28 protein-coding genes are annotated in these 24,552 nt (G+C 47.2%); 13 read left to right on the forward strand and 15 right to left on the reverse strand.

All coding sequences use genetic code 11. The annotated features are described in order from the left end of the window. Positions 1-104 precede the first annotated feature (104 nt). Positions 105-995: an AraC family transcriptional regulator gene (locus AC6R10_RS13555; protein WP_500672555.1), complete on the reverse strand. Its 891-nt coding sequence runs from the start codon at positions 993-995 to the stop codon at positions 105-107. A 198-nt stretch (positions 996-1,193) separates the two neighbouring features. Here AC6R10_RS13555 and AC6R10_RS13560 point away from each other — a divergent pair, with 198 nt between their 5' ends. Beyond that, positions 1,194-2,063, forward strand: coding sequence for a patatin-like phospholipase family protein (locus tag AC6R10_RS13560; protein WP_500672556.1), 870 nt, complete (start codon positions 1,194-1,196; stop codon positions 2,061-2,063). A gap of 145 nt (positions 2,064-2,208) precedes the next feature. On the opposite strand, the gene AC6R10_RS13565 is transcribed toward AC6R10_RS13560, so the two are convergent. From AC6R10_RS13565 to AC6R10_RS13580, 4 genes are all read right to left on the reverse strand, one after another. Next, complete coding sequence (locus AC6R10_RS13565) at positions 2,209-2,865, reverse strand: nitroreductase family protein (RefSeq protein ID WP_500632345.1); 657 nt, start codon at positions 2,863-2,865, stop codon at positions 2,209-2,211. Positions 2,866-2,933: 68 nt separating this feature from the next. After that, positions 2,934-3,959, reverse strand: a complete 1,026-nt coding sequence (locus tag AC6R10_RS13570; protein WP_500629635.1) for a zinc-binding alcohol dehydrogenase family protein — start codon at positions 3,957-3,959, stop codon at positions 2,934-2,936. Between the two features lie 238 nt (positions 3,960-4,197). Next, positions 4,198-5,280, reverse strand: coding sequence for an L-dopachrome tautomerase-related protein (locus AC6R10_RS13575; protein ID WP_500629634.1), 1,083 nt, complete (start codon positions 5,278-5,280; stop codon positions 4,198-4,200). 70 nt (positions 5,281-5,350) lie between these two features. Beyond that, entirely contained in the window at positions 5,351-5,641 is a 291-nt protein-coding gene (locus AC6R10_RS13580) for a putative quinol monooxygenase (protein ID WP_500672557.1), read from the reverse strand. 352 nt (positions 5,642-5,993) lie between these two features. Between AC6R10_RS13580 and AC6R10_RS13585 the strand changes: the two genes are divergently transcribed. After that, positions 5,994-6,911 (forward strand): LysR family transcriptional regulator, encoded by a 918-nt coding sequence (locus AC6R10_RS13585; protein ID WP_500629632.1) that lies wholly within the window; start codon positions 5,994-5,996, stop codon positions 6,909-6,911. Between the two features lie 84 nt (positions 6,912-6,995). Here the strand turns inward: AC6R10_RS13585 and AC6R10_RS13590 are convergent, their stop codons facing one another. From AC6R10_RS13590 to AC6R10_RS13610, 5 genes are all read right to left on the reverse strand, one after another. Beyond that, positions 6,996-7,238, reverse strand: a complete 243-nt coding sequence (locus AC6R10_RS13590; RefSeq protein ID WP_500672558.1) for a hypothetical protein — start codon at positions 7,236-7,238, stop codon at positions 6,996-6,998. Positions 7,239-7,277: 39 nt separating this feature from the next. Beyond that, entirely contained in the window at positions 7,278-7,493 is a 216-nt protein-coding gene (locus AC6R10_RS13595) for a DUF3820 family protein (protein ID WP_334568256.1), read from the reverse strand. A 58-nt stretch (positions 7,494-7,551) separates the two neighbouring features. Then, a complete protein-coding gene (locus AC6R10_RS13600; RefSeq protein ID WP_334553355.1) occupies positions 7,552-7,905 on the reverse strand; it encodes a helix-turn-helix domain-containing protein in 354 nt (117 codons plus the stop codon). A gap of 161 nt (positions 7,906-8,066) precedes the next feature. Then, complete coding sequence (locus AC6R10_RS13605) at positions 8,067-9,233, reverse strand: serine hydrolase (RefSeq protein WP_500672559.1); 1,167 nt, start codon at positions 9,231-9,233, stop codon at positions 8,067-8,069. A gap of 226 nt (positions 9,234-9,459) precedes the next feature. Then, positions 9,460-9,834, reverse strand: a complete 375-nt coding sequence (locus AC6R10_RS13610; RefSeq protein WP_334553352.1) for an NADH:ubiquinone oxidoreductase — start codon at positions 9,832-9,834, stop codon at positions 9,460-9,462. Positions 9,835-10,334: 500 nt separating this feature from the next. Between AC6R10_RS13610 and AC6R10_RS13615 the strand changes: the two genes are divergently transcribed. After that, complete coding sequence (locus AC6R10_RS13615; protein ID WP_487903663.1) at positions 10,335-11,498, forward strand: threonine/serine exporter family protein; 1,164 nt, start codon at positions 10,335-10,337, stop codon at positions 11,496-11,498. Between the two features lie 50 nt (positions 11,499-11,548). Here the strand turns inward: AC6R10_RS13615 and AC6R10_RS13620 are convergent, their stop codons facing one another. Continuing rightward, positions 11,549-11,752, reverse strand: a complete 204-nt coding sequence (locus AC6R10_RS13620; protein WP_500672560.1) for an alternative ribosome-rescue factor A — start codon at positions 11,750-11,752, stop codon at positions 11,549-11,551. Between the two features lie 400 nt (positions 11,753-12,152). On the opposite strand from AC6R10_RS13620, the gene AC6R10_RS13625 reads away from it, so the two are divergent. The 6 genes from AC6R10_RS13625 (at position 12,153) to AC6R10_RS13650 (ending at position 17,790) form a co-directional block, all read left to right on the forward strand. Then, complete coding sequence (locus AC6R10_RS13625; protein WP_038204438.1) at positions 12,153-12,362, forward strand: cold-shock protein; 210 nt, start codon at positions 12,153-12,155, stop codon at positions 12,360-12,362. Positions 12,363-12,424: 62 nt separating this feature from the next. After that, positions 12,425-12,964 (forward strand): YaeQ family protein, encoded by a 540-nt coding sequence (locus AC6R10_RS13630; protein ID WP_500672561.1) that lies wholly within the window; start codon positions 12,425-12,427, stop codon positions 12,962-12,964. A 180-nt stretch (positions 12,965-13,144) separates the two neighbouring features. Further along, positions 13,145-13,756, forward strand: a complete 612-nt coding sequence (locus tag AC6R10_RS13635) for an NAD(P)H-dependent oxidoreductase (RefSeq protein ID WP_487903665.1) — start codon at positions 13,145-13,147, stop codon at positions 13,754-13,756. Then, entirely contained in the window at positions 13,753-15,690 is a 1,938-nt protein-coding gene (locus tag AC6R10_RS13640) for a monovalent cation:proton antiporter-2 (CPA2) family protein (protein WP_500672562.1), read from the forward strand. The genes AC6R10_RS13635 and AC6R10_RS13640 overlap by 4 nt, the downstream gene beginning before the upstream one ends. A 128-nt stretch (positions 15,691-15,818) precedes the next feature. Continuing rightward, positions 15,819-17,093 (forward strand): MATE family efflux transporter, encoded by a 1,275-nt coding sequence (locus AC6R10_RS13645; RefSeq protein ID WP_500672685.1) that lies wholly within the window; start codon positions 15,819-15,821, stop codon positions 17,091-17,093. A 76-nt stretch (positions 17,094-17,169) separates the two neighbouring features. Further along, entirely contained in the window at positions 17,170-17,790 is a 621-nt protein-coding gene (locus tag AC6R10_RS13650; RefSeq protein WP_500633475.1) for a glutaredoxin family protein, read from the forward strand. A gap of 105 nt (positions 17,791-17,895) precedes the next feature. Here AC6R10_RS13650 and AC6R10_RS13655 read toward each other — a convergent pair whose 3' ends face one another. Together AC6R10_RS13655 and AC6R10_RS13660 are read right to left on the reverse strand one after the other, a co-directional pair. Further along, the gene (locus AC6R10_RS13655; protein WP_334553334.1) at positions 17,896-18,030 is read right to left on the reverse strand and encodes a hypothetical protein; all 135 of its coding nucleotides are present in this window, start codon (positions 18,028-18,030) and stop codon (positions 17,896-17,898) included. Positions 18,031-18,202: 172 nt separating this feature from the next. Further along, positions 18,203-18,553 carry a hypothetical protein gene (locus AC6R10_RS13660; protein WP_487903671.1) on the reverse strand — a complete coding sequence of 117 codons (351 nt, stop codon included), beginning with the start codon at positions 18,551-18,553 and terminating at the stop codon, positions 18,203-18,205. Between the two features lie 143 nt (positions 18,554-18,696). Here AC6R10_RS13660 and AC6R10_RS13665 point away from each other — a divergent pair, with 143 nt between their 5' ends. Then, on the forward strand, positions 18,697-19,587 hold the full coding sequence (locus tag AC6R10_RS13665) for a LysR family transcriptional regulator (protein WP_500637198.1): 891 nt from the start codon (positions 18,697-18,699) through the stop codon (positions 19,585-19,587). A 107-nt stretch (positions 19,588-19,694) separates the two neighbouring features. Beyond that, on the forward strand, positions 19,695-21,575 hold the full coding sequence (locus AC6R10_RS13670) for a putative bifunctional diguanylate cyclase/phosphodiesterase (protein ID WP_500672563.1): 1,881 nt from the start codon (positions 19,695-19,697) through the stop codon (positions 21,573-21,575). A gap of 53 nt (positions 21,576-21,628) precedes the next feature. On the opposite strand, the gene AC6R10_RS13675 is transcribed toward AC6R10_RS13670, so the two are convergent. Both AC6R10_RS13675 and AC6R10_RS13680 read right to left on the reverse strand, forming a co-directional pair. Then, on the reverse strand, positions 21,629-22,132 hold the full coding sequence (locus AC6R10_RS13675) for a hypothetical protein (RefSeq protein ID WP_500672564.1): 504 nt from the start codon (positions 22,130-22,132) through the stop codon (positions 21,629-21,631). 32 nt (positions 22,133-22,164) lie between these two features. Next, on the reverse strand, positions 22,165-22,677 hold the full coding sequence (locus AC6R10_RS13680; RefSeq protein ID WP_500672565.1) for a nicotinate-nicotinamide nucleotide adenylyltransferase: 513 nt from the start codon (positions 22,675-22,677) through the stop codon (positions 22,165-22,167). A gap of 136 nt (positions 22,678-22,813) precedes the next feature. Between AC6R10_RS13680 and nadE the strand changes: the two genes are divergently transcribed. Together nadE and AC6R10_RS13690 are read left to right on the forward strand one after the other, a co-directional pair. Further along, positions 22,814-23,641, forward strand: a complete 828-nt coding sequence (nadE, locus tag AC6R10_RS13685) for an NAD(+) synthase (RefSeq protein WP_500625492.1) — start codon at positions 22,814-22,816, stop codon at positions 23,639-23,641. Positions 23,642-23,986: 345 nt separating this feature from the next. Continuing rightward, positions 23,987-24,535: an MSHA operon transcriptional regulator gene (locus AC6R10_RS13690; RefSeq protein ID WP_334553325.1), complete on the forward strand. Its 549-nt coding sequence runs from the start codon at positions 23,987-23,989 to the stop codon at positions 24,533-24,535. Positions 24,536-24,552 lie beyond the last annotated feature (17 nt).

The raw sequence follows: 24,552 nt of genomic DNA on the forward strand, positions 1-24,552 counted from the left end.
GAATTACTATATCTATCACCCTGAACGGAAAATAGGCGAATTGCTCTTTAAAAAATGCCTATTTGTATCAAACAGGCATTTTAAACTATCTAATAATTCGCTAACTACGCAATATTCTCAATCATGCCCTTGGCTTGACTCCATTGCTTAGGCGATTGGCCATACATACGTTTAAACTCACGGCTGAATTGAGAAGAGCTCACATACCCTACCGCCATTGCAGCCTCGTTAACGCCCATCCCTCCTGCTATCTTGATAGCGGCTTTGTTTAAGCGCATAGACTTCATAAATTGGATAGGGGACATACGAGTTGCTTGTTTGAATTTACGATGGAAAACTGCACGACTCATGCAAACGATAGAAGCGAGTTCATCAATAGTGACGTTCTTTCTCAGGTTCAGTGACAGGTACTCGATCGACTTCGCGATTTCGTTTCCAATTCCAAACGCTCTTCTTGCAGAAATACCAGCATCGCCTTTCAGCACTGCGTAGTAGAATTCCCGCAGACGGCTTTCACCCAAGATAGCGGTATCGATACTACTGTCGCCCAGTTGAAGTAACCTAAGTAGCGCATCAGAAAAGGTATCATCCCAGTTAGCCAGTGACATACCAGGTGGTTGCGAGCCACTTTTTGGTCGTTTTATCGCGCTGGCGGCACTCTCCATTTCAATCACCAGTTCAGTCATAACCTTGGTATCTAGAGAAATATAAACGCCTAGCAAAGGCTCTTCTGGAGAGGCTTCAGGTGTCCCCGCTTCGACGGGTAGAGAGACCGTACAGCACATATATTGACTGTTGTCATATACGTAATGATCGCCGTCGAGAATCGCTTCTTTCTTACCACTCAAAATGACAATCACCGTCGGTTCATATACCGCAGGTGCACAGGGTATCGAGTGAGTCACTCGAAACAAACTAACACCTTTGATGCCCGTTTCGACCATGCCATCTTCAACAATCCGGCTCTCTACTATTTGTTTAATTCTCTGTTTCATTTTGTGCCTCAACCGCCGTGGTGATACAAATAGGCATTTTTTAAAGAGCATTTGACCTATTTGAGCAAACCATTTGAGAGATATAGTTAACTATTATTGACGATACTCGCTCCGATAGCAGCTTGCAAATCGAAGTAACTAGCTCAACAAGATGACAGAGGTTCACACGATGATGATTCAACAGTTTAGGAAAATTTGATGTTCAAGAGGCTAATGTTTTCAGTCATAGCAGCCAGCTTAGTGGCTTGCTCTTCTCCCAATGTTTACGAAGACCTTAACGCAGTAACGACACCAGTACCTGATAAACATGAGCTCGGTATTGCTTTTGGCGGTGGTGGTGTTCGAGGGTTTATGCATCTTGGGGTTCTTAAAGCGCTCGAAGAAGAGGGGGTAAAAGCAGAAGTGGTGAGCGGCACTTCCGCAGGTTCAATCGCGGCGGTCCTCTATGCATCGGGCATGACCGTTGAGAAAATGGAAGCGGCAATTGAAGAGATTGGCATATTAGATCTGGCCGATTTTGTGGTGTCTTCGAGAGGGTTAGTTAATGGGAAAAGACTCTCTGAATGGATAAATAGCCAAGTTGACTATGATGACTTAACTGATATGCCAATACCTGTCGCCGTTACCGCTACCAATCTCACAACGCAAGAAGTCGTGATGATTCGTTCCGGAAATCCCGGTCACGCTGTGCAAACCTCATCAACAATCCCTGGGGCATTTGTCCCGATTGAGCACCGAGGAGATATTCTGGTTGATGGTGGTGTTCTTAGCGTGATTCCTGTCGATACGGCAAGAGAGTTAGGCGCACAAAAGATCATTGCAGTCGATATATTTTGCCACAATCAACCGACTCCTGACGCACAAGCAAGCAAGGTCACCCTTGCTACTTTTCGCATGCAGAGCTGTCGGTTATCTCAGCAAGAGCTAAATAGTGCAGACATCATCATTGCCCCAAAGTTTGAGCCAAGCAACAGCGGTGCATTTGATGAAAAAGAGCAGGCTATTGAAGCCGGGTACCTCGCCACAAAAGAGGTGATGCCAAAGATAAAAGCGCTGCTAGTGGAATAACTTCTGAATTGTGATGGGACAGAAGGATGTGGATAATTTTGTAATTCAACGATCCATTAATCAATCTGCCCAAAACAATGGTATAGCAAGGAGACGCAGCGGGAAAGCATGAGAGGTGATGAAATCTCACTCATGCTTGTGTGGCCTATAGCACCGTTAACACTGAATCAAGAGCCAGCCTCGATTTAGGTAAACTTGCATTATAGTCTTCTTCTTGATGGTGGTAACCCATGGCCAGTGCGACATCACATTGATACCCACCCAGTTCTCGGCAAAACTCTTCGCTGATTAATGCAGAGTCTACGCCTTCCATTGTAGTAGAGTCGATTCCTAATCGAGCCAACACATGTAATGTATTACCCAATGCCAAATAGGTTTGTGCTTTGGTCCAAGCAGAGGTATCGCCGGAATCATGGGTATTTAGCTCGGCAAATGCGAAACTACCAAACGCTTGCTCTCGATTCTCCGGCAAGACTCGCCCATCAGCAATCCCTTTATCAACAACCTTCGCGTAATCTTCACGGGTATAGCTAGGGTTATGCGCAAACAGAATAATATGAGAGGCTGCCTTAATATGGGGCTGATTGAAGTGATGCTTATTTCTAAACGTGCGATGCATGCGCTCTTTTGCCTCATCACTTTCAATAACAATAAATTTCCAAGGTTGCGAGTTTATTGATGACGCAGACAAACGAATCGCTTCATAAATAATATTCAGTTGTTCTTGGGGAATGCGTTTATGTTTGTCGTAACGTTTTGCTGTGTACCGTTGCTCTAAATCCTTGATAATTTGACTTTTCATAATGATTTTTCCGCTTAATCAGTCTTGTCAACAATCAGTCATACACACTCAGTGTATCTAGCGCTGATTTAATATTTAATTGCAGTTTTGCCAATTGAAGCACCACTTTCTATGCGTTGATGTGCCTCTTTGAACGTCTCGACACTGAAGCCCTTCAATGTTGTGGTAAGTGTCGACTTAATACGCCCTGCATCGATCAAGTTCGCAACTTGGAAGAGAATCTCTTGCTGCTTCTGAAGATCGTCAGTGTTAAACAATGAGCGGGTAAACATTAACTCCCAGACAAAGCCTGCTGATTTACCTTGTAGTGCAGAGAGATCGACACCACCATCGAACTCTACAATTGAACTGATCATGCCTTGTGGAGCAATTAGCTCGACCATCGCATCCCAATGACCTTTGGTATCAGCCACATTGAAGATGTAGTCAACATGTTCGATGCCCTTTTCACGTACAGATTCTACTAGATTACGGTGATTGACAACGTGGTCAGCGCCCATGCCCTTTACCCATTGTTCTGTCTCAAGCCTTGAAGCCGTAGCAATCACAGTCAGATTAGTGAGCTGTTTCGCCAATTGAATAGTTATTGAGCCAACGCCCCCCGCACCACCAATAATCAAGATCGATTTCTTTTCTTCTGGACGAATACGCAGACGATCAAACAAAGCTTCCCAGCCGGTCAATGTCGCCAATGGCATCACTGCCGCAGACTCATCAGAAAGACTATGTGGTGCGTGAGCGGTAATTCGGTAGTCGACTACTTGGTATTCAGCATTAGCGCCCATACGAGTTACATCACCTGCATAATACACACGATCACCAATGTTGAAGCCTGAAACATTGCCACCCTTAGCAATCACTTCACCAACTGCGTCGTAACCGAGTACTTTGGGTTGCGCTAGAGTTTTGTCTTTTGCATTACGGATACGAATTTTCGCATCTGCAGGGTTAATGGAAGTAGCACTCACTTTGACGAGAAGATCGTCCTCTCTTAGTTCAGGAATACTTGTATCAAACTCAACCAAGCTTTCCTTCTCGGTAATTGCTAATGATCGCGTAAAGCCAATGGCTTTCATTGTATTTGGGACTGACATTGTTCATTCTCCTTTAATTAGACAGCTTAATGATAGCGTTCTGATATTCGCGATAAAGCGCCCAATCTTTTAGTCACATTCAATTAATTTTTGAAAATCAAAGGGCTCTACTGCTTAGTACAAAAAGGTCATTGCATAACCAAATAAATTTTAATGGACGAGAGTGGCAACCAAAACAAAAAGCGTATGCTATGGCGAAGAGCATACGCTTAATGGTGGCGGGAGTAGTGACAACTCACTAGTATAGTTTGATGCGTAAAACGTGGAACGGTTTGCTTGCCCCTTCCTCTCCTTCATTCAGAGCAGGATTTAGGTGCAGGGAGTTTTGCGTAATGTAGAGGTAGCCCCCGTGAATGGAGAAGCCATCCGCCCATGAGAGCAATTCATCGTCTTGTGCAAATGTCTTGAAATTCTCACTGGTTACAATACTCACGGCGTTTTTCTCAACATCGCCCACATAAATATCTCCATTTTCCGAAATGATCATACCGTCACTCGGCCGTTTTTCGTTATAGAACTCAATGGAGTGAGCTAGCTCTATGTCAGTCAGATTTTCGTTTGCAAGAGCGCCCGCTGGTAACCGGTAGATGGCGCTACCATTAACCGTGCCGAAGTAGACCCATTCGTTCGCCGCATCAATTGTGATAGGATTTAGTCCAAGGTAGAGTGCATCCGATGAGCCATCTTCGCGCTTCGTCCCCATCAATGAGCCATCAATTACCACATCATACTCTGGTGATAGTAAAGCCTTATATGATTCAAGCACGCGTCTAGACTTACCAGTTTCTAGATCCACCACAATAAAAGCTGGTGCCGGCTCACCAAATAGATTTCCAAGGCTAGTATCCGCAATATACATCTGGTTGCGTTTTGTATCTAAAGCAAAGTCTTGCAGGAAAGAGTTGCCAACTGTCACATCTTTGCTTATCTCTAAACGCTTAAACAAAGTGTTTTTTTCCGTATCCCAAGCAACAATCTGCGCTGGCGCTTCAGCACTGCCCATATCGAGAATCCAAACGACACCGTCGTCTGTACTATCAATACCAATCACCGAAGACAAACCGACCTCGCCAATCTCGGGACCATTTGCCCAATCCTCACTAGGAAAAGGTTTTGTTGAACCATCTTTCATCAGCTCAACAACACGGTATTGAGGTCCATCTAGAGGTTGCATAGATAGGAATGTGCGGCCTTGTTCAGTAACCGTGATGTTTCCTGGACGTGTTCCGTTGAGCTGGGCGACAACTTCAATATCCGCGGCTTGCGCAGTGTTTAAGATAGCCGCAATCGTAATTGCTAGAAGTGGTTTGATGTTTTTCATTCGATATACCTTAATGGGATACTCTGGAGAACGGGCTGCGACAAATAACCAACGTGCTCCCAATACAAAATTACGCGATTTGAGTCATTTCGTTAATGGTAAAGCTCGCTACTGCTCCTTCTGTTGCCGCCAGGTAATCGGCTAGGTGTTTGTTCCCCATGTGTGCTTGCCACAGTTCACGGGATGCCCAGTTTTCGTAAAACAAGAAATGAGCTGGATTTTCGTTGTCTTGATGTAAGTCATAATTAACGCACCCTTCCTCCGAGCGAGTAATGTCAATCAACTTGAGTAACTCTGTTTTTACCAGCTCAACTTTATCCTCATTCGCAACAATATTTGCAACAATAGTTAATTTAGTCATGTTTGCTTCCTTTATATATCAACGCATTAAAAATCATACAAAACAAAAAGTTAAACTCCTTCCAAAACAAAAGAGCTTGCTATACCTTTAGTATAGATACAGTAACTTTCAGGTTTATCCTTTCATTTTTTAAGCAGTATCAAAAATCATTTGATAATAGCGTGACCACTACACTTGGCGGCGTGTTTCGGTTCGTTTGTATAGTAGAATAATCATTTACCATTAAAAACAGGTGATAAATTGAATTATTTTCAAAAATAATTTGAAAATAGATTGCTCAAAACGCTCCATTGCTATATATGGTTTAACTCAAACCTCAATGTTGTCCTCTCTGGACTGGAAAGGTCTCGTTATGCTCTTGGAAGATTTACAGGTGATTTTGAAAGTGGCGGAGTTTCGTAGTATCACCGCAGCGGCAACCAATTTAGATATGCGCACCGCGACAGCTAGTGCTGCAGTAAAGCGCGTAGAAGCCTCTTTGGGTGTCGAGCTTTTTGTGCGCACTACACGCCACTTGAGACTATCGCCAGCTGGAGAGCGCTACTTACCTAAGTGTGAGGAAGCACTAAAGCAACTTGAACAGGCCAAAATGAGCCTACACGAGGAATTAGGCACTATCCATGGTGAGATTCGTATCGCCCTATCCTCTGATTTAGGCCGAAACCTTGTCACGTATTGGTTAGATGAGTTTTTGTGCCAATACCCAAATGTATCACTGCGCTCAAACATCAGTGATAGCACTATTGATTTTTATCGTGACTCTGTTGATCTGGCATTGCGCTATGGGTCACCAACTGATGCCAATATGTATGGATTTAAGATCTGCGATGTACCTAGGGTATTGTGTGCAAGCCCGAGCTATTTATCTGAGCATCAAACGCCAACGCACCCCAATGATCTGCTACAACACAATGCACTGTTTTATCAGCTACATGATGTCTTGCAAAATGAGTGGCAATTTAGCGATCAAGGTATTACTCACAAGGTAAAGCTGAAGGGTAACAGGGCTTCAAATGATGGGGACCTAGTGAGACGCTGGTGTGTTGCAGGGAAAGGGATCGCTATTAAGTCTTGTCTCGATATGTCCGATGACCTTCTGAATGGGCGTGTCGTCAGTATTATGCGCAATTATAAGCCCACACCGACCGAACTTTGGTTGGTCTGCCCTAGCAGACAGTCAATCACGCCAACGGTTCGTTTATTGAGAGATTTGTTTAGAGAGAAAGCCAGTTCAATTCTCGACCAATTAGTGGAAAAGAAGGCAATTTAATGGGTTTACCTTCCCAATCTACCGAGCACGAAGGGGTCAGCGCATAGTGATATCCATTGAGACAACGATAGGCACTGTCGCTAACTACTTAGACTGATTGGCCGTCTTCTTGGCTAGCTCTTGCATGGCTTCAGAAAACGTTGTAGTTCTACCTTTGGTTTGTACCTGGACGACCTTATATCCCATTTTCTCTAGCGCTTGGCGCTCGGCCAACACGGCTCTGTCGTCTTGCTGACTGCCCTTAGCGGGCTGATGAATGTAACACCCCTCCAATTGACCATCTTCGACCAGTTGGTGGTGTTTCAGTGCGTTGATATCAAGTTTCATACGGTTTCTTGTCGTTAAAATGGAAGTATCTGCAGCAAATTATAGGCGCTTTAGCGGTTTTACTACGCTATCCAGCCCTTCAATTTTGAGTGCGAGGCACAGCTGCAATAACTGGCCAAGCTCACCGTTTGGCCAGCCTTTTTTATCGAACCACAGCAAGTATTCTTCAGGTAGGTCAATGAGCATGCGGCCCGCGTATTTGCCAAAAGGCATAGGGGTGCGAGCCAGTTTGATGAGGTTTTCTTTTTCAAGCATGGTGGGGTAACCAGAGTGCGCTGTTTGGATAAATGGGTCGCGCGATACCCTAACATGACTACCCTTCTCGCACCACATGTGCGTATTCGACAATCACTTGATTGCCTTCGATATAAGCGTTTTGGATTTCGCCATCAACGCTCATACGGCTCTGCAAGTAGACAATTTTCGGTCCCTGATCGCTGCGTTCTTTTAAGCTGGGCACCACCAATTTGGGGTCTAAGTGAAGTAAGTGACAGAACTTGGTGACAAAAGGCATTGTCATCGGCGCCTCACCGCGCAGCACGCGCGAGAAGCTCAGTTGGTTCATGCCCAGTTTCTTCGCAAACTCCATTTGCGTTAGGCGCATCTTTGATTTTTGCGACATCCAAGTCGTGTAGATCGCCTCTCTGTCTTGTTCGGTAAATTCCATGCTGCTCTCGTTGTTCAATGGTCGCGATAGTAAAGTTGAGTCAATAAGGCGGTATTGTCCGCGCAGCGCGTCAAAACGATGTCAGAGAGAAGTTAACGCAATTTGAATCTTTGGCGAGAAATCTGCGGGCACAAAGTGCCCGAGATATATAGAGGGGAGAGTTAGAACAGGCTCGCTAGCAGGCGCTTAAACCAATCCACCAGCTTCTTAAACAAGCCTCCTTCCTCGACAGGTTGCTGGGCAATCAGTGGGGCTGTCGCCACGGTTTCGCCATCGATGCTGTAAATGACTTGTCCTAGGGTTTCACCTTGTGCAATCGGCGCGACAAGATCGGAACTAAATTCGACTTCGGCGGCGAGTTTGTTGACGTCTCCTTTCGCTAGCGTGATGAAAACATCGTTTTCCACACCCACGCCCACGGTATCGGTTTTACCCATCCACACTTTAGGTGAGGCGACCGATTGACCGGCGCGGGTTGGCGAGATGGTATCGAAGAAGCGGAAACCGTAGCTCAGTAACTGCTTGCTGTCTGACTCACGTGATTTGGTGCTGTTTGAACCCATCACAACCGAAATCAAACGCATGTCGCCACTGGTTGCTGATGTCGCTAAGCTGTAGCCGGCACCACTGGTGTAACCGGTTTTCATACCATCGACATTCATGCTGCGGTCACGCAATAAACCGTTACGGTTGTATTGAGTAATGCCGTTGTAGGTGTAGGAGGTTTCGCTGTAGAGCGGATAAATGTCCGGTAGATCACGAATAATCGCTTGGCTCAGCTTGGCGATATCACGAGGTGTGGAAAACAGACCATCGCTATCTAGACCATGGGGGTTGGTGTAGGACGTGTTGGTGAGTGTCAACTTGTCCGCCCAAGAGTTCATCAAGCTAACGAACGCGTCCTCGCTGCCTGCCACATGCTCAGCAATGGCCACACTGGCGTCATTACCTGATTGAACAATTAAGCCGCGGTAGAGATCCATCAACTTCACGTCGGTGCCGACTTCAATGAACATCTTCGATGAATCAGGGAAGTTCTTCGCCCATGCGCGTTGGCTAATTCGAACATCATCGTCCAAAGAGATGTTGCCTGCTTTCACTTCTTGCCCAGCGACATAGGCCGTCATCAACTTAGTCAGACTGGCTGGGTTAAGTTTGGTGTCGGCGTTTTTCTCGACTAACACGTGACCTGTGTTGTAGTCCATCAAAATATACCCATTGGCGCCCAACACCGGCGCATCAGGAACAATCGTTGGAGCAGCCACTGCTACGTGAGCAGTCGCCAAAGAAGAAAGGAAGACCGACGCTATCAAAGAGTGTTTTTTCATAATTCGCGGTAAATGTCCTGTTGGGTTAACACACTTACCTGAGTATAAACAACCTGATGCTGCTTGCAGCCCTGTTGTAATCAATGGTTACTATTGAGCGAGATTTGACGTAAAAATCACACGGCAACAGGTAAAAAGAGTAAGGACGAAAAAGCCAGCGACTGGTCGCTGGCTTTAGTAATAGGTCACAACACTCAGCATCGATGCTAAGTGTGGATTTCGCTTATCAATTTGCGGATCCGGAGAGCGTGCGTTTCACCGAAAATGGATTTTTGATGCGTCGGTTACGGTAGCGATACCAAAGGTACGTCGCGACGATAGAGAAATAGAGATAACTCATCACAAATACCAGCGGAGAAGTAATTAGGCCTTGTGATACACCGAAGAGCACGCCCGCCGCGGCGACAAAAAACTTCGCGAACAAACCAAGTATCAACATCGCCAACGCCAATTGCGGGAATTGAACACGCTGAAACGCGCACCAGTAGCAGCTTGCGACGGCGAGTGTCGCAATCGAAACACCGAGCAAGAAAGAGTGAAAGTGATCAGCAGACGCTACGCCAGCAGATACAGACATCATAAGAATTAGAAACAGTTTCATTGTGTGCCTCGCTTTTTAAACCTAGAAAAAAGCTTCCTTTCATTTTCGCAAACTCATTTTGCGTTTATTTTCGCCTTTCCTCGACCAAATGCAAGCGCGTTTTTTAACCAAAAATAGGCTCATCCGACCAGAATTAACAATGGTTAAATAATTGTTACAGATAGATTTACTGGAGTGATTGCACCACCTGCACTTGCTGCCTTCACACACACAAATCGGCACAAAGGTTACAAATTGATAACAAACGTTACATCTAAAAATAGTGGCTATTTTATGATCTAAATCACTTCAACACAGACAAAAGTAGCGCCATTTATATACAGCAAAACCCTAGTTTTCATTTTTGATCCATAGATTGGCATAAGCGCATGCGTCATCAGTTTTAAAACATCGGTTACCTCACCTCTATAACAATGCGCTGTTCGATATTTACACGCTAGTCACGCTCTGATACCTTTCGCGCACTCAACTTTGTGCATTCCAACGGATGTCATTCACTCATGCCTTCAGAATACCGAATCAAAAAAATCGTCGAAATCGGAGACACGCTCCATCGCAGCGGCTGTGCGCCTTATAAGCTAGAAAAATACACTAAGTTCTACGCCCGTAAACACGGCGTCGATGTGATGGTTCAAGCCACGCCTACCACGGTGAACTATCAGTTTCCGGATGACAATAATGCCGTCGTTATGCGCCGCCATCCTCTCGCGTCAATCAATCTGAGTTTATTGGCCAATACCATCATTCGTATTAACCAACCCAGCTCCGAACCTGTTCCAGAGCCTGTCGGTTACCCGAAATGGGTGATTGCTCTGGCGAACATGGGGATTCCACCGGCCTATTTGATGCTGGTCGGCAGTACCATTGATGCGATTTTACTCTCTGTGCTACTTGGTTTTGTAGTGTGGATGACACAACAAGTGTGCAAAGCTCGCCGTGCGATCGCGGTGGAATTTGTCTCTGCGTTATTGACCGGCATTCTGGTCGCCTATTTTGCCAGCACATCGGCGCAGATACCGGTCTGGGCGCTTTGTATTGCCTCAATCGTGCTGTTCGTACCGGGGTTGTCGATTGCCAACTCCCTTGAGTGTCTCGCCTTCAATGATTTGGTGTCTGGCACGAGCTTACTCGGACAAAGTGCGCTCTCGTTGATTAAGCTGTTTGTCGGTATCGTCATGGGGCTCAACATTGGCGAAGCAATATGGGGGCAAGCCGCCGCTAGCACCTACATCAATCAAGTTCCAATTTGGTTGCACGTCAGTGGCCTGTTTCTGATTTCGATTTCACTCGGCATTATCTTTAACGCAAGACCAAAGGACATTTTGCTGGGGCTGCCGGTGGCGATGCTCGGCATGTGGGGGCCATTTTATTTAGGCTTTGAAAGCGGCTGGGTCGTCGGAACTTGGGTAACGACAGTGCTGATCACTTTATACGGCACATGGTTGGCGAAAAAAATGGAACTGACGGGTAGCATCTACATTGTGCAGGGCATCATCATTTTGGTTCCGGGTAGCCGCGTGTTAGTCAGTGCGGGCCAATCCGTCTTTGAACAATCGATTTTGCCCATTCCGAGTATCGGGCTTTCTGCGTTGTTTATGTTCTCAGCGATCGTGGCAGGACAGATTACCGCGTACTCCCTCTATTCGCCAAAAATTGAACGCTAACGCCAAACACTCTAGCTTCTGAAACTAAGAGCCCTATTCGATAGTCACCTTTAGGCAGCTATGGAGTAGGGCTCTTTGCCTTTGTGTTTCATTTTACGACTGAAACTGCCTTTGCCTTTCTTCGCTTTCTCTACTTGTGTTCGATACATCGAACTCGTCACAAGTGCTTTTAAGGCGTTATCTTTCACCACCCCTCTGCCCATATCATGCTCCAACGTCACACTAAGCGTGAGATCGCGCTTACTTTTTTTCATCACTTTTCCTTTTTCTCATTGATTTGTTCGGTTCATAAAACGGTTTATTTGACTGACAAAACACTCAATAGAAGGATTTCACCAGTCACTTAGCCACACATTCAACCAAGCAATCGAATGTTACACTAGTTATACGAGCTACGATAATATTTTCGAAAGTAAACCTAGCGCAAAATTCTAATGAAAACATTTGTTTTTCTAAATTATTTACACCGATTTTTATTGACTTAGTTGCACTTAGCATTAGACTGTCAGGCAGCTAGAAAACGGTTCTTGTTTACTTTCGCCGTTATCGTTAGATTTCTTGTATATCTGCCTTAACGTCGTGCGCAATAGCAATCTCCTTTTCCACGCTATAGGTGCCGTCATGGCTTTATAAGATTTATCAAGGATATACATTATGTCTAACACTGTTACTGGTACAGTTAAATGGTTCAACGAAACTAAAGGTTTCGGTTTCATCCAACAAGAAAACGGTCCTGACGTTTTCGCTCACTTCTCTGCAATCACTGGCGACGGTTTCCGTACTCTAGTTGAAGGTCAAAAAGTTGAGTTCGTTGTTTCTCAAGGTCAAAAAGGCCCACAAGCTGAGAACATCAAAGTACTTTAATTTTCAAGTACTAAAGAATTACAATAGCCAGCATTCGCTGGCTATTTTTTTATTGAAGCATTATGGCACTCAAACCCACTATTTATAAATTTCGCATCAACTTGTCTGATACCAATCGTGACTTGTACGATGCTACTCAACTGACGCTTGCCCAGCACCCGTCAGAAACGACCGCTCGTATGATGGCCCGCGTCTTAGCGTACTGCCTACAATGGCAACCGGATTTAGCCTTTACTAAAGGTCTCTCTACCACCGAAGAACCGGACCTTTGGGTCAAATCACTCGACGATCAAACACTGCTTTGGGTCGATGTGGGTGAGCCCTCTCTTGACCGAATCAAAAAGTCGACGCGAATCGCTCAGCAAGTGCTCGTCTACTCGTTCAATAGCAAATCCGATGTATGGTGGGAGCAAAGTAAAAACAAGGCCCATCAATACCCTGCGTCGATTTACCGTTTAGACGCTGACGCCGTCGAAGCGCTTGCCAATGTGGTCGCTCGCACGATGGATTTGTCGGTGATGATCACCGGCGATAGTCTCTTTATCGATTGTGAACAGGGTTCATTTGAAGTCGCAGTCACGACACTTCAACATCAGCACTGATCCTCTATTCGGGCGACACACCCATTGTTGTGTCGCCCTTTTCAACACATTCTCTTCAAATACACTAAGCTAATATTTGTGACTTATAGGTCACTCATAGTTATCCTTTCGCTCCTGTGCCACAATGGACGCTCACCATTGTATAAATGGGTACTTACCTGAAAAAACACGAGATTGTGTATGCCTGAAAAGAAAGTGTTGGTGCTTTACGCACACCCCTCTTCTGCGCGTTCAGAAGTCAATCAGCGACTGTTTGATGCAGCCAAGCAATGCCAAGGTGTCACGGCGGTCGACCTCTACTGGGAATACCCGACCTACAACATCAACATAGATAGAGAGCAGCAACGTTTGCGTGAGCACGACGTGGTGATTTTCCAGTTTCCGCTTTATTGGTATTCCACGCCCGCTATTTTAAAAGAGTGGCAGGACTTGGTACTTGAGTACGGCTTTGCTTACGGGCAAGATGCCGATGCGCTACACGGTAAGGTGTTTTTTTGCGCTTTATCGGCCGGAGGTAAACAAGATGCCTACCAAACCGATGGTTACAATCACTTCCCCATTCGTGCGCTACTGCATCCCATTGAACAAATGGCGACACTGACTGGCATGACCTACCTACCACCGTTTGCTCTTTTTGGCGCTCGAACCGCTAAGGAAGATGGTCGGATTGAGGCTCACTTATCACAGTGGACCCAACTCCTGAATGATCTGGTCGCAGACCGTGTGGAGGTCAATAGCGCCGCAGATGCCGCCACACTCAATGACTATCTGAGTCAAGGAGGCCATGCATGACCCTCTATTTTCTCCAAGCCTTTATCTATTTAGTCGCGGCTGTGATTGCCGTGCCCTTAGCCAAGCGATTTGGCCTCGGTTCTGTGCTGGGCTATTTGATTGCGGGCGTGGTGATCGGGCCCATTATCGGTTTGGTCGGTGAAGAGACCACTACAATCCAGCATTTCGCTGAGTTTGGTGTGGTGATGATGCTGTTTTTAGTCGGCTTAGAGCTTGAACCTAAAATGCTCTGGTCAATGCGAAATCGTCTATTAGGGCTGGGCGGATTGCAAGTCACGCTCACGACACTGGCCACCATGTACATCGCGATTTGGTTTGGGATCACATGGACGATAGCGTTAGCGATAGGGCTGATTTTTGCCCTCTCTTCGACAGCGATTGTCCTGCAAACCTTTAACGAGAAAGGGCTATCCAAAACAGAGGGGGGGCAAAACGCCTTCTCTGTATTGCTCTTTCAAGATATCGCCGTCATCCCTATGCTGGCCTTTATCCCACTGTTAGCGTTACCTGAGTTGGTCGAGCAAGCACAAAACCTGGCAGCTAATGCCGCCGAGCACCATGAAGAGCTCAGCTTAGTCGCGCATCTGCCAGGCTGGGCGTATGCGATGGTGATTGTCGCCTCCATTGCAGGGTTGGTCATTGGCGGGCACTACCTGAGTCGGCCATTGCTTCGCTTTGTAGCCAGCTCCGGCCTGCGTGAAATATTCACCGCAACTGCTCTGATGCTGGTTGTGGGTATCGCCGCGTTGATGAGCTTAGTTGGCCTGTCCCCCGCACTGGGCACCTTTTTGGCGGGGGTTGTTCTGGCAAACAGTGAGTTTCGTCATGAGCTCGAATCCAACATTGACCCCTTTAAGGGCTTGTTACTGGGGCTCTTTTTTATCACGGTAGGCGCTGGCATCGACTTCTCGATTCTCTTTAACGATTTCTTCCTGATTATTGGCCTAACACTGGGCGTGATGGCACTGAAAGGTGGCATCCTTTATCTCCTTGCTTGGGCTTTTCGAATTAAAAACAACAACCGTTGGCTATTCACGCTCAGCTTGGCGCAGGCAGGGGAATTTGGTTTTGTGCTGCTCAGTTTCAGTATGCAAAATCACGTATTGCCGTTCGATATCGCTCAGAGGCTCTCTTTAGTCGTCGCGCTATCGATGTTCCTCACCCCTGGCTTATTCATCTTTTACGATAAGTTTATCTTGCCGCGTTTTCAGACGAAGGCCAACGATCAGGACGCCGATGTGATTGATGACAAAGGCTCAGTGATCATCGCAGGGATTGGCCGATTTGGCCAAGTGGTCAATCGTCTACTGGTCGCTAACGGCGTACACACCGTTGTACTGGATCACCAAGCGGATCAGGTGGATATGATGAGGCAAATTGAGACCAAAGCCTATTTTGGTGATGCGACTCGTCCTGATTTACTCCATACCGCAGGTATTGAAGAGGCGGCGATGATCATACTCGCCATGGATAATCGCGAAAGCAGCGTAGAGCTAACTAAGTACGTGAAACACACCTACCCTCATGTCAAAATTCTTGCCCGTGCGTTCGATAGAGGACACGGCTATCGCCTTCGTCAAGCGGGGGCTGATGTCATTGAGCTAGAGACGTACCACTCCGCCCTAGAGATGGGCGCGCAAGCCATGAGGGCCCTAGACTTTCATCCGTTTTATGTCGAGCAACATAAAAGCGCCTACAAAGAAGTGGAAGAGCGCAAATCGGATATGCTCTATCGCGCTTGGGAGGATGATTCCCACGGCGAACGTTTTGACAACAACTATCGTAAGCTCTTTATCGAGTTAGAGCAGCAAATAAAATTATCGATGTCCACCGATAGACAGGATCAACATGAACCCGGAGAACGAGGTTGGACACCACCGCCCAAAGGATACGCGGACAAACTTGATGATAACGATCCCCAAGACCGAGCCTAGCTCGGTCGCCATGTTTTACCAGTAATGAAGTGACCATGAAGAGAAAATCCAACAGCGCTACTACTACATCACGGACAAACTCACAGACAAGCTCACAAACAGCCTCATTAGGCCAGCAACTGTTCACCATGACTTGGCCTATGCTGTTTGGCGTGCTTTCGCTAATGAGTTTTCAATTAGTGGACAGTGCATTCATCGGCCAGCTCGGTGTGCTTCCGCTCGCGGTGCAAGGATTTACCTTGCCTATCCAAATGATCATTATTGGCATCCAAGTTGGCTTAGGTATCGCCACGACAGCAGTAATCGCCAAATCACTGGGCGCCAACGACACTCGCTACGCCAAACAACTGGGTGGGCTAGTCCTAACCATTGGTAGCGTAGGGGTTGCGGCCTTCGCCGTCGTGCTTTATCTACTGCGCAAGCCAATACTGAACCTACTCAGTGCACCAGACTCTGTCTTACCGATCATCGATACCTACTGGATCGTTTGGGCGGCGAGCGCATGGGTCGGCGCGGTGTTGTACTTTCTCTACAGCATATGTCGCGCCAACGGCAATACTCTGCTACCCGGCACCATGATGATGGTCACCAGCGCAATAAACTTAGCGCTTGATCCTGTGTTTATTTTTACTCTCGACCTTGGGATAAACGGCGCCGCAATAGCCACCATTGTTGCTTTTGGCTGCGGTATTCTGGTCGTCGCCCCTAAAGTTCTGCGCAAGGAGTGGATGAGCTTTGATTGGAGTGACTTGAACGTTTTCAGCAGCGTGCGTTCTATTGGCAATATTATGGGCCCGGCGATGGTCAGTCAGCTCCTTCCCCCCCTATCTTCAATGCTTGCGACCAAGCTTGTTGCCGGTTACGGCACCGCTGCCGTGGCCGCATGGGCATTGGGGTCGCGCTATGAATTTTTTGCCATCGTCTCAGTGCTGGCATTGACGATGTCTATGCCCCCTATGGTCGGTCGCTTGCTCGGCGCCGGCAATATTAAGGATATCCGTCAACTCGTCACGATCGCGGTTAAGTTTATTTTGCTGTTCCAGCTCGCGATTGCACTGGTGACCGGTCTTAGCTCTGGTCTGTTAGCCGATCTCATGACGGGGGAAAATCAAGTCGAATCGATCCTCTCGATGCACTTGATGCTGGTGCCATTTAGCTTAGGTCCGCTGGGGGTGTGCATGCTGATGGTCTCTATTTCCAACGCTCTGGGTAAAGCCTACACAGCGTTAACCATCTCTGCTTTGCGACTGTTTGCCTTCTTCTTACCCTGTTTGTGGGTCGGCGCTTATCTCGGCGGTATTCATGGGCTCTTTTGGGGGGCGAGCATCGGAAACCTCCTCGCAGGTGCCTGCGCTTGGTTACTGTATCAGCGTACGTTACGCTCAATTGAATCGGCGTCATAAAATAAGTTGAAATGAAAGGTGGCTTTCGCCGTTCTTAATACAAAGCAGACAAAAACGACGTACCTAGGAGAGACATATGGCAGCGCCAATCAAAGTAACCCTCTATCGCTGGGCGGGCAGTTGGGGACCATTCAAAGTGAACATTCCCTGTGGTGAGTGCACGCTGACCAAAGACATTCTCACTGATACCTTTGCCAACGAGCTGGCCGATGTGCCGGTCGAACTTGAGGTGAAAGATTGGCTCTCTCATTGGTGGGAGCCGCTCAAAGCCGGTGCTTGGCATGCGCCAATTGTGATGGTCGAGGGTAAAGTGATCAGTCAAGGAGAAGCCCTCAACCGCGGTGTATTGGTGCAGTCGATCATAAAAGCATGGACCGAGCACGATACACTGAGCGGCAATATCGTCTTTGGTAAAGCAACATGCCCTTATTGTGTCAAAGCGAAGGCATTGCTCGATGAAGCAGGCATCGAATATCGTTATCACGACGTGGTCAAAGAGAGTGCGGCTTTGTATCGAATGATCCCGGAAGTAAAGGCGATCATCGGTGAAAAAACGCCCGTTACCGTGCCACAAATATGGCTGGACGGTCAGTACATTGGCGGGGCAGACAACTTAGAGGCGTGGCTTGTTAACAAAGGATTAGGCAAGGTGCCTGACAATGTCGTCGTTATGCAAAATCAGTCCTCTAACGGCTAATACTGGCTATCACATTGACGTTTTGAACAAACAATTAAGCCCCATCGAAAATGGGGCTTAATATTATCTATTCGTTCGTTTGGCGTTAGATTCGCCAGTGCCAGATTACTTAGCGATTTTGTTCAGTACGCGCTTAAAGAAAGACGCTTTTTTCGCTTTTGGCTTGCCGTAAAACATTTCGTTCATGGCTTGCTTTGCAATCATTTGGCCTAGGTATGCACCTGCTAGATCGTTGTTCATGATTTTCTCCTCAAAGAATATGAGTGTGATTTTAATCACAAAAACAACAAAAGCAAGAGATATATCACATTTATTTTATTTAATTGCACTCTTGTTTCATTTTAGTGCGCGATAGATCATTATGGTGCAAATAACCCTGCTCTCAAACGGTCACTTTCATGGCTGCGTGTCGTTAACTGCGCTTGGGTTGTTGGTAGGTTTTACCCGCCATTTGGTAGGTATCTTTACGCTTAACGTCAAACTGCGTATCGAAGAACCAAGCCACAAAACGAATCACCTCATCCCCTTCGTTCATCACGTGCTCAATAAACTCCTGCTCTTCGCCTTGCTCGTTTTCTTGCAGAGTCACATGGTAAATACGCGATTCCCCATCGACTTCCGCTAGAGCAAACTGACCCGTCAATGCCTCGGCCGCCTGCGCCACTTCTTCATCGCTACTGGCTTTCAGCATCTCTAATGCTTGTGGCAGACTGTCTTGTTCGCACAGTGCTTTCACTAAACTTTCAAACTCTTGGTATTCCATTGTCGATCTCTCATCGCATTCAAACCGCGCCATTGTACCTACATCCTTTACTGAGTGGTACTCCAGACGAAACCCCGTGCGTTTTCGTCGTAATCTATTAAGATGTGGTCTCATTACTTCCTAAAGCGAAACAATGAGCCAGTATGGATTGGATTCAAAGTGTACACAGTTACCTTCGTGTCGTAGACGAAGGCAGTTTTAGCGCCGCTGCGCGTAAACTCAACACCACCAACTCCGCGGTCAGCAAGCGCATTCACTGGCTTGAGGAGCGCCTCGGTGTCCAGCTGTTAAAGCGCACCACGCGCTCCGTCACCCAAACCGAAGCGGGCGCACTTTTTTATCAGCGGGCTAAAGTTCAGTTAGATGAGTGGCAATCGATCGTCGATGAAACGCGCTCGGTCAATCAAAGCCCTGCTGGGCTACTCAAAATTGGCGCGACCTTGGCGATAGGGTCGAAATTTCTTGTCCAATACCTCAATGATTTCTTGCAGATGTATCCCGATATTCGTATTCAGTTGCTGACGACGACCCCCGGCCAACTGCCAGAATTGAGTTTGGATCTTTTTATTAGCCGAGAAATCGAGCAGCTTAACTCACTGAGCTTTAAAGCCTCCGCCTTGTTTGAACACAAAGGCGCCTTCTATGCGTCACCGTCCTACATCGCGCAGTATGGGGAACCTAGCTCAGCGGATGATCTGCTCAATCACAATGTTCTGATGTGGGGAGAACGCCCACAGCGTGAAGTGAGGCTCAGTCAAGGACAGCGCTTGAGTTTATCCGGCAATTTCGCCACCACCAATCCAGAGGCGCTGTTTTATGCAGCCAAAAGTGGCATGGGTATTTTGCTCACTTACGATGTGATGATTAAAGAGGATCTCAAGTCCGGTGCGTTAAAACGGATCATGCCCGACATCACTGCCGACGAAGCGACGGTGTATGCGTACTACCCAAAACTCGATTATCAGCACACTCGAACCCAACTGTTTCTCGATTATTTGAAGGCCAGACTCTCAGAAGAGCGCGTCCCTCTGTAGACGATGTTCTCGTCCGCACTGCGAGGTTGATCAATTAAGCAACCTGTATCATAGTTAAGTGACAACAAAATATATGCGACATTTATCGCATTTTTTTGGAGGAGACTATGGCTAGGATGACCTCACATCAACCTCTACTCAGTGTAGAGCTGTTCGATGAGTTACTCTCACTGGACGGCAGTCAACTGCTCGCCCAGATTGCGCAAGCCATCCACCAGCGCAGCCAATCAGCGCTCACCAGTATCGTTGAGCTAGACCAAGGCAACTACCGGGCCACCGTATTAGCCAGCGCGACTCATCACGATGAGCTGGTCGCTACACAAGGCTATGAACTGAGTGATGGTCCTTGCAGCCGAACGATAAAAAGCGAACAAGACGTCGTGATACTCGCTCGCGGACTTGCGCAGCAATTCCCTAACCTTCCGATGCTCGGCGAACTTCAAGTAAAATCCTACATAGGCGTACCGCTGCGCAGTGCGAGTGGTGAAACCCTTGGAATTTTATACTCCATGTATCACCACGACATTGATGATGAGACCATCGGCGGACAAGCCCTTGAGCTTGTCCGCATTCACCGCTTGTTAGCCAACCTTTGCATCCAGCATTTACGTACCAAGTGGCTCGCACAACGTTCAAGTGGTTTGGTCAAACAACTTAATTTTGAAATGTCGCATGACAGTTTAACGGGCCTCTCCAATCGGAGCTCTCTGTCAGAGACGCTCCATCAGTTAACCCACTTGCGAAGCCAACCTTTTACCTTGGCGTACTTAGATATTGATAACTTCAAACACATTAACGACCTGTACGGTATGTACATTGGCGACCAGGTTATCAAGTTTGTGGCTAACGCTATTGCTCATTCCATTCGTCAGCAACAATGCGCGTTTCGCATTGCCGGGGATGAGTTTGCCTTTGTGATTTTTTCAGATGATCCGATTCAAGTCTGCGAGTCAATACTCGAACGAATTGAAAGGGGCTATCAGGATCCAAACCACACCATCAAGCTTAAGGTCAGCATCGGGATGGCTCAAAATCCGGGACAAAAGCTGAGCGCCGATCAGTTGATCCTCAACGCCACACTAGCGCTCAAAGACTGCAAGCAATCTCGGCGCACCCAGATTCAATGTTACGATACCCACCTCAGCGCGCAGTACTACCGCCGCACTATGGTGATTGATGCCTTACGCAACGAACTGACAAAAGAGAGCAGCCGTCACAGCGAGATCTCCATCGCTTTACAACCGATTGTCAAACAAGGCCAGACACATTGGGATTATTTTGAAGTGCTCGCTCGCTGGACGAGCCACACTCTTGGCATTATTCCACCGATGGAGTTTATCGAAGCCGCCGAGCAATCTGGACTGATTGTTGAACTCGGTGAACGTATTTTGGAGCAAGCATGCGAGGCGAAAAAGGCATTGGAAGCGGGGATAGGTCATAAAGTGCGACTTAGCATTAACTGCTCTGCCCACGAAATTGCCCAGCCGGAGCGTTATGTGACCCACTTACTCCACACCCTCACTCAGTTTGGCTACTTACCCCACGAATTCACTATCGAACTGACGGAAACCGTGCTGCTCTCTCGCACGCAAAACGTGCGCCAAGTACTCGATGAGCTCCGGATGCTGGGTTTTACCATCTCACTGGATGACTTTGGCACCGGTTACTCAAGCTTAAACTACATTCACAGCTACCCGATTGATGGGATTAAAATCGATGCCAGTTTCGTGCGCAATATTCTCACCAATCCGATCACTGAACGCGTGGTCAGCCTGATTGTGGAACTGTCGAAACAGCTCGAGGTGAGTTTAGTCGCCGAGGGGGTGGAAACCGAACAGGCACTCAACAAACTCTATCAAATGGGATGCACACAAATTCAGGGCTATTACTTCGCCAGACCTGAACCCGTTGAGGCGATGATTTCATTGTGTTTAAAAGCGCAGGCGGTGGTTGACGATCACACACATTCGCGGCGATCGCTTGGCTAAACACAATCAGAAGTGGGATTGAACAAAGGTACGGCGCACAATCATTGGCGAGATTACAAAGGGACTTCGATGGTCATCATCACATCGCCTTCGTAGTCATCATGCCAGCGGTAGTCGAGCCTCATTCTTGGCTCGCCGGCTTTTTTGTCACCAAAACCGACACTGAACTGCAAACCATGATTGCGTAACCACTCATCCATGCTCATCGTGGCCATCTTCTCTTCGAGCTCAGAAGGCATCCACACGCCGATACCAAAATAGTTGGATGATAAGTGGCGGGACAAAATTGGGTTGCTGGCACTTTTCAATACCCAATCATCCCAGTAAGAGGCGTAGTCTCGACTGTCATCATCGAGATAGAACTCAAGATCGTCGAGCGCTTTAACCGTGTACTCGATGCCATCTAGCATCGAAAAGCAGAGGCCTTGGGCTGAGTGAAACATCAGAGAGTTGGACGGCTTGTTTTTCTCTTCATACGAATAATCGTGTAAATCGCATGCTTGTGATGCGAATGCCATTGCACCAAAACAAAACCCTATATATTGAGAAAAACGCATTCATATCTCTTATGTAACCACTAAATACACCCTCAATAATACGCTTTTTTACTCAATATGCGATTCACTTTTTCTGTTGTCAGGTGGGAAATAGGCGACTTGTCCTGTAGGGCATGTCTTATGTCCGTACTGCGAATCGCCACCTTTTCTGGACAACTCAATACAGACCAACGAGTTAGGATCTCCTCGGCGTTATAAAACTTGGCAAAGTTTAATAAGTTGTCTGGCCCCATCACAAAAGTTAAATGGGCATTAGGGTATTGCGCCTCTAACGCTTGCAGGACAGCAAACGTCGTAACGCCACCATCTTGGCTAAGCAAACTTTCTTCGATTGGCGATCGCTCGACATTAGGCAGTGAGAGATCATCAATAAACGCATCCACCAGTTCACAACGCAGCGCATAATCGAGCATCACTTTGCCCCATGCATGGGCAATACTTGGCACGAGCAGCACCTTATCAAAATGAGTCAACGACTCTATGACGCTTTTATGCCCTAAACTGGGTGGATTAAACGCGCTTCCAAACACCGCAATATGGCTCATTTTCTTCCTTTCTACTGCTAAACGGTCGTAGCAGTTTTCTAATCTGTTCAAATTGGTATGATATCGGCTAGACGCTTTAAGGGTATCAAGAATATCCGCAAATTTGAAAATACATTGCTTGCAGGAAGGAAACACAATGGAACAGTTGATTCGCGATGAGATGCGTGTCTTACCTTCAATTGACCCTGAATTTGAAGTGACACGTCGAGTCGATTTTATTAAACGCAAACTGCGAGAAGCAGGCTGCAAGTCTTTGGTACTGGGGATCAGTGGAGGGGTGGACTCCACCACATGTGGCCGCTTGGCTCAGCTAGCCGTCAACCAACTCAATGAGGAAACCGATGGCGGTTACCAGTTCATTGCCGTCCGCTTGCCCTATGGTGAACAGAAAGACGAAGATGAAGCCCAAATTGCATTGAAATTTATTGAGCCGACACATTCTGTCTCCGTCAATATTAAAGCGGGTGTGGATGGTATTCACGCCGCCACACAAACCGCCCTTGAAGGCACCGACTTGCTACCGACTGACGCAGCAAAATTGGATTTTGTTAAAGGCAACGTGAAAGCGCGCGCGCGCATGGTTGCGCAGTACGAGATCGCAGGCTATGTGGGCGGGCTCGTACTCGGCACCGATCACTCAGCGGAAAACATCACTGGCTTTTACACCAAGTTTGGCGACGGCGCCTGTGACCTTGCACCGCTATTTGGTTTGAGCAAACGTCAAGTTCGTGAAGTGGCAGCTCACCTCGGCGCCCCAGAGCTATTAGTGAAAAAGACGCCAACCGCGGATCTTGAAGAACTGGCACCACAAAAAGCCGATGAAGACGCGTTGAACCTCACCTATGATCAGATCGATGATTTCCTCGAAGGGAAACCGGTATCAGAGGAAGTCTCGCAGCGTCTTGTGCACATCTACACCATCACGCAGCACAAGCGTCAGCCTATCCCGACCATCTACGATTAATCTTATCGATAGATGCAGCGCGTTTGACGCCCAGTCACACGCGCTGCCCCACCGCCCATCACCCATCACCCATCACCCATCACCCAATTATGCCCTCCCCCTACCCAACGCCCACCTAAGCCGCTTTATTCGCTATTATTGGTCGTATCAATAAAACGACTAGCACCTCGGCACTGTTTTCACTAAAATGCGACCGATCAAACAAATTTCTTTCAACATCTCGTTAATATACCCATTAAGCGCCGCTTAACGTCGCGTTGGCTTGGGTGATAATGAGCGACGTAATAACCAAAAACCATGCATGTTGCAGCCCAGGTGGCTGACTGTAGAAAAGTGTGATTGTTTATGGACCAAGATAAGTTTACCAATATTTATCGCTTACCCACGGCGATTCAAATTCGCATTGGCAAATGGCAGCAGACCTTCAACGGGACATCAGACATTGTGCTTCACCGTGCTATTGAAGCGCGTAATAAACAGTACCGTAAACCTGATTTTTTCCCGGCGGGGTGGTGCGTCAACCTGTTTGATAATCAGGACATCTCCATCACCGAGCATGGTAAGTATATTCAAACCGCGATGCGTACCATGATGGACCGTAAGGTGTCGTATAAACGCATTTACCTCTCTCGAGTGCCGCTTGAGCAAGCGACGCCAGCCTTGGTGGCGTTCAAACAAGAGTTCATCGCCAAGCACAATCGTGTGGCGAAAAAATACAATCAAATTAAGAAAAAACAGTTCTTGCGCTTCGCATTAGAAGAGCTAGAGACACTCTATCCCTCGATACCAAAAGAGAAGTTTGACGTAACCCTGTGGAACAAATTGGTGGTGTCAGAGCTCGGCCAAGCGAAGAAATTTGATAACCCCTACTTCGTGAAAAAGCACACCGTCTAGACGGCGCTGAGATTACA

Source organism: Vibrio sp. R12-SG2-ISO1 (assembly GCF_059834045.1).

What these genes read in the sequence shown, in the direction of transcription:
- AC6R10_RS13555 (WP_500672555.1), bottom strand. Translation starts at nt 995, where the DNA reads ATGAAACAGAGAATTAAACAAATAGTAGAGAGCCGGATTGTTGAAGAT.
- AC6R10_RS13560 (WP_500672556.1), top strand. Translation starts at nt 1,194, where the DNA reads ATGTTCAAGAGGCTAATGTTTTCAGTCATAGCAGCCAGCTTAGTGGCT.
- AC6R10_RS13565 (WP_500632345.1), bottom strand. Translation starts at nt 2,865, where the DNA reads ATGAAAAGTCAAATTATCAAGGATTTAGAGCAACGGTACACAGCAAAA.
- AC6R10_RS13570 (WP_500629635.1), bottom strand. Translation starts at nt 3,959, where the DNA reads ATGTCAGTCCCAAATACAATGAAAGCCATTGGCTTTACGCGATCATTA.
- AC6R10_RS13575 (WP_500629634.1), bottom strand. Translation starts at nt 5,280, where the DNA reads ATGAAAAACATCAAACCACTTCTAGCAATTACGATTGCGGCTATCTTA.
- AC6R10_RS13580 (WP_500672557.1), bottom strand. Translation starts at nt 5,641, where the DNA reads ATGACTAAATTAACTATTGTTGCAAATATTGTTGCGAATGAGGATAAA.
- AC6R10_RS13585 (WP_500629632.1), top strand. Translation starts at nt 5,994, where the DNA reads ATGCTCTTGGAAGATTTACAGGTGATTTTGAAAGTGGCGGAGTTTCGT.
- AC6R10_RS13590 (WP_500672558.1), bottom strand. Translation starts at nt 7,238, where the DNA reads ATGAAACTTGATATCAACGCACTGAAACACCACCAACTGGTCGAAGAT.
- AC6R10_RS13595 (WP_334568256.1), bottom strand. Translation starts at nt 7,493, where the DNA reads ATGCTTGAAAAAGAAAACCTCATCAAACTGGCTCGCACCCCTATGCCT.
- AC6R10_RS13600 (WP_334553355.1), bottom strand. Translation starts at nt 7,905, where the DNA reads ATGGAATTTACCGAACAAGACAGAGAGGCGATCTACACGACTTGGATG.
- AC6R10_RS13605 (WP_500672559.1), bottom strand. Translation starts at nt 9,233, where the DNA reads ATGAAAAAACACTCTTTGATAGCGTCGGTCTTCCTTTCTTCTTTGGCG.
- AC6R10_RS13610 (WP_334553352.1), bottom strand. Translation starts at nt 9,834, where the DNA reads ATGAAACTGTTTCTAATTCTTATGATGTCTGTATCTGCTGGCGTAGCG.
- AC6R10_RS13615 (WP_487903663.1), top strand. Translation starts at nt 10,335, where the DNA reads ATGCCTTCAGAATACCGAATCAAAAAAATCGTCGAAATCGGAGACACG.
- AC6R10_RS13620 (WP_500672560.1), bottom strand. Translation starts at nt 11,752, where the DNA reads ATGAAAAAAAGTAAGCGCGATCTCACGCTTAGTGTGACGTTGGAGCAT.
- AC6R10_RS13625 (WP_038204438.1), top strand. Translation starts at nt 12,153, where the DNA reads ATGTCTAACACTGTTACTGGTACAGTTAAATGGTTCAACGAAACTAAA.
- AC6R10_RS13630 (WP_500672561.1), top strand. Translation starts at nt 12,425, where the DNA reads ATGGCACTCAAACCCACTATTTATAAATTTCGCATCAACTTGTCTGAT.
- AC6R10_RS13635 (WP_487903665.1), top strand. Translation starts at nt 13,145, where the DNA reads ATGCCTGAAAAGAAAGTGTTGGTGCTTTACGCACACCCCTCTTCTGCG.
- AC6R10_RS13640 (WP_500672562.1), top strand. Translation starts at nt 13,753, where the DNA reads ATGACCCTCTATTTTCTCCAAGCCTTTATCTATTTAGTCGCGGCTGTG.
- AC6R10_RS13645 (WP_500672685.1), top strand. Translation starts at nt 15,819, where the DNA reads ATGACTTGGCCTATGCTGTTTGGCGTGCTTTCGCTAATGAGTTTTCAA.
- AC6R10_RS13650 (WP_500633475.1), top strand. Translation starts at nt 17,170, where the DNA reads ATGGCAGCGCCAATCAAAGTAACCCTCTATCGCTGGGCGGGCAGTTGG.
- AC6R10_RS13655 (WP_334553334.1), bottom strand. Translation starts at nt 18,030, where the DNA reads ATGAACAACGATCTAGCAGGTGCATACCTAGGCCAAATGATTGCAAAG.
- AC6R10_RS13660 (WP_487903671.1), bottom strand. Translation starts at nt 18,553, where the DNA reads ATGGAATACCAAGAGTTTGAAAGTTTAGTGAAAGCACTGTGCGAACAA.
- AC6R10_RS13665 (WP_500637198.1), top strand. Translation starts at nt 18,697, where the DNA reads ATGGATTGGATTCAAAGTGTACACAGTTACCTTCGTGTCGTAGACGAA.
- AC6R10_RS13670 (WP_500672563.1), top strand. Translation starts at nt 19,695, where the DNA reads ATGGCTAGGATGACCTCACATCAACCTCTACTCAGTGTAGAGCTGTTC.
- AC6R10_RS13675 (WP_500672564.1), bottom strand. Translation starts at nt 22,132, where the DNA reads ATGCGTTTTTCTCAATATATAGGGTTTTGTTTTGGTGCAATGGCATTC.
- AC6R10_RS13680 (WP_500672565.1), bottom strand. Translation starts at nt 22,677, where the DNA reads ATGAGCCATATTGCGGTGTTTGGAAGCGCGTTTAATCCACCCAGTTTA.
- nadE (WP_500625492.1), top strand. Translation starts at nt 22,814, where the DNA reads ATGGAACAGTTGATTCGCGATGAGATGCGTGTCTTACCTTCAATTGAC.
- AC6R10_RS13690 (WP_334553325.1), top strand. Translation starts at nt 23,987, where the DNA reads ATGGACCAAGATAAGTTTACCAATATTTATCGCTTACCCACGGCGATT.